4 protein-coding genes and 1 pseudogene are annotated in these 5,929 nt (G+C 34.5%); 2 read left to right on the top strand and 3 right to left on the bottom strand.

Annotated elements, in window-relative coordinates:
• The first annotated feature begins 505 nt into the window (after nucleotides 1–505).
• Entirely contained in the window at nucleotides 506–2,455 is a 1,950-nt protein-coding gene (locus VB796_RS23535; protein ID WP_323349050.1) for an AAA family ATPase, read from the top strand.
• A gap of 240 nt (nucleotides 2,456–2,695) precedes the next feature.
• Here the strand turns inward: VB796_RS23535 and VB796_RS23530 are convergent.
• The 3 genes and pseudogenes from VB796_RS23530 to VB796_RS23520 form a co-directional block, all read right to left on the bottom strand.
• A pseudogene (locus VB796_RS23530) lies at nucleotides 2,696–3,839 on the bottom strand (IS91 family transposase).
• Nucleotides 3,818–4,078, bottom strand: a complete 261-nt coding sequence (locus VB796_RS23525) for a tyrosine-type recombinase/integrase (RefSeq protein ID WP_323349049.1) — start codon at nucleotides 4,076–4,078, stop codon at nucleotides 3,818–3,820. The pseudogene VB796_RS23530 and the gene VB796_RS23525 overlap by 22 nt, the downstream one beginning before the upstream one ends.
• Before the next feature lie 153 nt (nucleotides 4,079–4,231).
• Complete coding sequence (locus VB796_RS23520) at nucleotides 4,232–4,567, bottom strand: tyrosine-type recombinase/integrase (protein WP_323349048.1); 336 nt, start codon at nucleotides 4,565–4,567, stop codon at nucleotides 4,232–4,234.
• A gap of 819 nt (nucleotides 4,568–5,386) precedes the next feature.
• Between VB796_RS23520 and VB796_RS23515 the strand changes: the two genes are divergently transcribed.
• The gene (locus VB796_RS23515; RefSeq protein WP_323349047.1) at nucleotides 5,387–5,632 is read left to right on the top strand and encodes a nicotinamide mononucleotide transporter; all 246 of its coding nucleotides are present in this window, start codon (nucleotides 5,387–5,389) and stop codon (nucleotides 5,630–5,632) included.
• Nucleotides 5,633–5,929 lie beyond the last annotated feature (297 nt).

The raw sequence follows: 5,929 nt of genomic DNA, 5'->3' as shown, positions 1-5,929 counted from the left end.
TTAAAATACGAATTCCCACTTGATTTTGAAATGCAATGGTTTGAAAAAAATAGCAAAAAAATGTAAATATTAAACAATAAAAACTCGCAAAAAGTGTAAACCAAAAATAGACCACCCCAAAGAGCTTGGAAAACAAATAAAAGCAAGTATTCCAGCTACTGAACTTTCTAAATATGGTTCAGATTTAACAGAAGGGTTTAATAATCTAAATGTCAAAGAAGATAAAATCTTTGAATCACTTAAAAAAGATTGCTTTCATGGTAAATATCTTATCGCAATTGGAAAAACAGAGTGGGGTGATTTAAAATGGACAGACGCTTCAATAGCGACAAAGAAATCAATAATTAACCAAGCAAATATAGTATTTACGGCATCCGAGGCAATTATAGATTTTGAAAAAGCCAAAGCTCAATTAAAAACACAAGGAGTAAATGATAATTTATTAGATTGTAGCGATGCTCACTATTTTTCTAACTCAGTAGATAAAGATAGAATTGGAAACTGTTTGACATGGATAAAATCAGAACCTACTTTTGAAGGACTTAAACAAATTTTATACGAACAAGCCCACAGAGTAAAAATTGCAAATAGCAAACCACGAGAACCTCTCAGGAAAATTGATAGTATTAAATTTGACTTCCCGCAAAACACTTTTATAAAACGAATCAATTCTAACGAGAAACAACTCTTATGCTTAAATAACTTAAAGCAAGAAATATTTTTTAGTAGCTATTTTACTTGTTTGGTTGGTGGAAGAGGGACTGGAAAAAGTACAATAATTAACTTGTTAGGAGAGAGACTTAATGAAAAAACTGATTTTTTTAGAGAAAATAATTTAATAATTGATGACAAAAAATATGACATTGAAAATGACTCAAAGAATCTAATTCAAATTAAAGGAACTAATGAAATTGAATTCGTTAGCCAAGGCAAAATTGAAAAATTGGCAGAAGGAAATGAACTTACAAACCTAATTTTTAATGAACGAATTAAAGAAACTGAATCTGGATTTTATCCATTAGACAATGAATTTGAAGCAATTATTACATTGATTGACGAAAGTATAAAACTATTATTTAGTTTAGAAAACAATCGAAGTATTTTGAAGGAGAAGCAAAAGGAAAGTGCTACAACTAAAAACGTAATTGATTCAGTAAATGATGAACGTTACAAAATAATAACAGCGAGAATAAGTGAAATTAGAAAAGAAATAAATGCGATTGAAAGTAGTAGTACAAGATACGAAAAGTTAATTAACTCTTTGAAAAATATTCTACTCGAAACTTCAATTAAAAAAACTGAGAATGAATTTGAAAGTCGAATTGAATCTATAATTGATTTAATTCAAGGGTTAGAAGAATTCAAATTGATTGATACAGAATTAACTGTTAAAATTAAAGAATTTGATTCTATCAAATTAAAAATTGATGAGCTTACAAAAGAATTTATAATTGAAAATGATAAATTAAGAGGCTTTTTTCAAGAGAAAGGTACAAGCGAAGAAATTATAAAAGACTCTCAAAAAGCGAATGAAAATCTTTCAAGAATTAATGTTGAAATTGAAGCAACAACTCTAAAAATTGATAGAATTACAGAGAATTTCAAAGAGAATAATACTCGAATCACAAAAATATCTGAATTAAAAACGAATTATCTCGACTTAATAAATAGCAATCTTTTGTTGGTAAACAACAAACTTCAAATTGATAATGAAAATGTATTAAATATAAACTTTTCATATGAATTTAATAAAGAAGAATACCAAAATAGCTTATTTTCGGAATTTTATGACACATTTTCTAAATTCCATATTTCAGGTACTTCATCACAAAATGTTAAAGACGTTTTATTTCTCATTGACCCAAATGATGAATTATTAAAATTAGACTATAAAACTTTTGTCGGAAAATTAGATACAGAAATAGAATTACATCAAATTAGAAGAGCAAACAACTATGTAAAAATTGTTTTAGATATTTTTGCTTCTCAAATTAATTTCGTCATTTATAAACTACTGATTAATAAGCATTTTAATAATGTATCAAAATATGCTCTAATAAAAGGCTTTTATGGGAATAAAGAACTACAAAATTGTTCGTTTGGTCAAAGATGTACAGCCGTTATTGTAACGCTTTTAATGACTGGGGTAAAGCCATTAGTAATTGACGAACCAGAAGCACATTTGGACAATAGACTTATTGCGGATTATTTAGTACATTTAATTAAAACTAAAAAAATTGATAGACAAATAATTTTTGCAACTCATAATTCAAATTTCGTTATAAATGGAGATTCTGAATTGATTCATATTCTGGAAATACCCAATGCAAGTATTTACACTAACTTAACTTCAACAACCATAGAAAATACTGCAAATCGTGACAAATTATTAAAACTTGAAGGTGGTAGAGAAGCTTTTAAAGCACGAGAAAAAAAGTATGGTATTCATCGTTAGACAAAAAGCACAGCACCCAATAACTAAGCATTCGTCGTGGCTGAAAGCCATGCGATGAAGGCGATGTTGAACTTAACCTTTGGTAGCGGTCGGCTTCGGTGGTTTCTTTTATGGAGTTGTCGTTCGACTTGAAGATATTTGGAAGAGCAGGTTTTGCCTGCTTTTTTGCTTTTTAAGGCTTTAGAAGATTGAGAGAGCCATTTTCAATTTTATAGGCATACAAATTCCCTTACCCATAAATTAACCCTTATGGTTGCTTTCATTTTGGCAATCGCCCAAATAAAATGTTGGTGGACCTCGTTGGTCAAAAACCGCTATCGTTACTAAATTTCCTGTTTTACAACATCTACATTTTCTGTTGAGGGTTTGATAAACCTGTTTCTCCGCAGGCTTTATGTTAAAATTCGCCTGTATCTGCTTAAACTTTTCTCGCTTCCATGTACTGCTAAGTATCCCATAGTGGCGGATTCTCACGAAACGTTTGGGCAAAATATGTTGAGCAAAACGACGAATAAATTCCTGATGAGTCAAACTCATTACTTTCTTTTCGCCTTGACTGCGGTAATCCTTATAAGAAAAAGTAACTCGTTCTTCATCAATAGATTTTAAGCGGTGATTGCTGATGGCAACCTTGTGCGTATAACGTCCCAAATATTCCACCACCGACTTTGGCGAGCCAAAAGGGCGTTTCGCATATACCACCCAATCCTTCTTGAATAGTGATTCACGAAGCTCTTTATCCAGTTTTATCTTTTGCGATAAAATCCCCACATATTTAGCGCTGAACATCTTACTCAAAGCTTTTACTGGAAACAAAAACTTACCGTCACTACGAATAGATTGCCAATTACCCGTTCCATCCACTCCACCACCTGGCACGATGCAGTGGACGTGAGGGTGCAAACTCAAATTCTGCCCGAAACGTCGGACCGCCCACGTATGCAAAACCGAAATCATCCCCATTTGAACGCCCTTCTTTTTGCCAAAAGTCTCTATGGTTTGCCAAGAAGCCTGAAATAAACTATCATAAACCTCTTTCGTTTGGTATAAGGCTAATGGGTTTAACTCTTGAGGTAAAGTAAAGACCACATGGAAATATGGAACAGGCAATAAGTCGGATTCCCTTGCCCGCTTCGGCGGTCCGATGTATCCATTCCTCTTTTTTATGTCCTTGGCACTTATTGCAATGTCTGTTCCGACAAGAATTATAGCTAATACTAATATTTCCGCAGCTATCGCAAGCATCTATATGACCACCTAAAGCAGCAGTTCTACAACGTTCAATTGCCCAAAGTGTACGTAATTGCCATGTGTTTAAACCCAAATTAGAAACACTTTTCCCTAAACGTTGAAGTACTTGAGCTACTTCGTATTCGGGCTGCATTCCTTGAAGAGTGTATCTAAAGGACTGAATGGTTTTACTCGACCATTTTGTGCAATGTGCAAATACTCCATCGTCGTCTCAATATTCTCGTGACCCAATAAATCCTTCAACGTAATAATATCAAGACCGTCCTCCAATAAATGAGTCGCAAAACTATGACGAAGCGTATGCACGTGGACGTTCTTCAAAACTCCAGCTCGCTTGGCAGCCTCTTTTACAGCCCGGGGACGCCCAGTCACTGGACTCCTTTCTGAGAATATCTACTGTCGAACTCACCGCCCGCTCTACCGTTAATTTGTCCTCCAAAAAGGTATTCAGTAGGTTGTTCGGCTGAAATGTACTTCTTTAAACCACGAATCAAATGGTCTGAAAGTGGGACGTATCGGTCTTTCTTACCTCGATTCGGCGTACCGATTGCCTTGAACAACTTTCAAATTCTTTCGGTCAAAGTCTAAATCGGCTAAACGAATACTTCGCACTTCAAGACAGCGAAGACCGCAACCGTAAAGCAAGCCAATCAAAATGCGATGTTTGAGCAGTGGACAATGCTTGAGCATAGACCAAACTTCTGCTTTACTGAGTACCACGGGCAGTTTCTTTTCCCTTTTAATCTCAGGAAGATGAAAATAAGAATATGGCAAACCTTCCGTTTTCAGTAGAAAACGAAGTCCGTAAACCGTGTGTTTAAAATACGTTTGGGAAGGGGTTTTAGACCGCTTTTGAAGCATATACTAGTATTCATGTATTTGTTCTTGGTCTAACAAGGTAGGGATTTGCCCATAGTGAAGGGCAATGGCAGCAACATGGCGAGCATAGTTCTCAAAGGTACTTTTACTTCTACCTAAAATAGAAATATTACGCTCGAAACGATAAAGAAGAGCTTCAAAATCAGCTACTTCTACTTTTGCACGATGAATCAGTTTATCAACTCGTAATTCATCAACGTTCTTTTTTTGTCATCTTAAAAATAGTTTGTAATTTATGCAAAGATAGAACTTGAGGGGCAAAAGCTACCAGAGGTTTAGTTCAACAAGGGTTTGGCAAAAGTGGGGCTTTAGTACAAATGCTCAACATTTGTACTTTCTATTAACTTCTGTACTAAATTTGGGCTTTAGTGCTTTTTAACCCCACCTTCGCCAAGCCCCAAAACGTTAGCGGTAAGCATAAAAAATCTACCAACTGACAGTTTAGAGCGATTTTGGGCGACATTATTAAGTTAGTTTTGTTGCTTCGTGGACAGTTGGTTAGACATTTCAGGCGACATTATTAAGTTTATTTTGTTGCTTATTGGACAGTTGGTTGGGCATTTCAGGCAACATTATTAAGTTGGTTTTGTTGCTTCATGGACAGTTGGTTGGACATTTCGAGCGATATTTTTAAGCTGTATTTTTCGCTTTGTGGACAGTTTATTGGACATTTTGAGTAACATTTTTAAGTTGGGTTTTTCACTTTGTGGACAGTTGGTTAGATATTTCGAGCAACATTTTCGCTTGCGGACACATATTCGGACGGGTTTGAACGTAGTTCACACAAATTAAATTAAAACAATGGAAGTTTTTTTAAAATATTACACGTTAGATTGGTTAGCAATGTCTTTAAGCCTTTTAGCTGTTTATTTGTTAGGTAATAAAAATAAATACGGATTCATCATTTTTTCAATCTCTAATGCTTTGTTCATATTTCTTGGCTTTGTATTGATGAATAGTTTTGGAATTGGGTTAGGTAACATCATCTTTTTAATTATGAATATCCGAGGCTTCCTTTCTTGGAATAAAAATAGCAATGATGAATAATTTTAATCATAGCCATTCTAATTAGAGGAATAGAACTTAAAAAGTGTGAATTTTACGAAGTTAAATTTCAAGATTCTCAGACATAAAAACTCTTCGTTAAGTAACTGAGGCTTTTACGACTCGCTAAAACTATTGCCCTTACGAATCGAAATATGCCTACCGCCAACAACTAAGCGTTCAACAACTAAGCGTTCGTTGGGTACGCAGTGCCAACAATGAACGCTATGTTGAACGTAACCTGCGGTAGCGGAGTTAGATTGATGAAAAGATGTCTATGGGTTTCTCGACACGAGCGTG

It is taken from the genome of Arcicella sp. LKC2W (genome assembly GCF_034931005.1).
Lineage (GTDB): Bacteria > Bacteroidota > Bacteroidia > Cytophagales > Spirosomataceae > Arcicella.
This window is presented reverse-complemented; position numbering and strand designations above follow the sequence as displayed.

Excerpts from the sequence above, each read along its gene's own strand:
- VB796_RS23520 (WP_323349048.1), bottom strand. The coding sequence starts at position 4,567 with ATGCTTCAAAAGCGGTCTAAAACCCCTTCCCAAACGTATTTTAAACAC.
- VB796_RS23515 (WP_323349047.1), top strand. The coding sequence starts at position 5,387 with ATGGAAGTTTTTTTAAAATATTACACGTTAGATTGGTTAGCAATGTCT.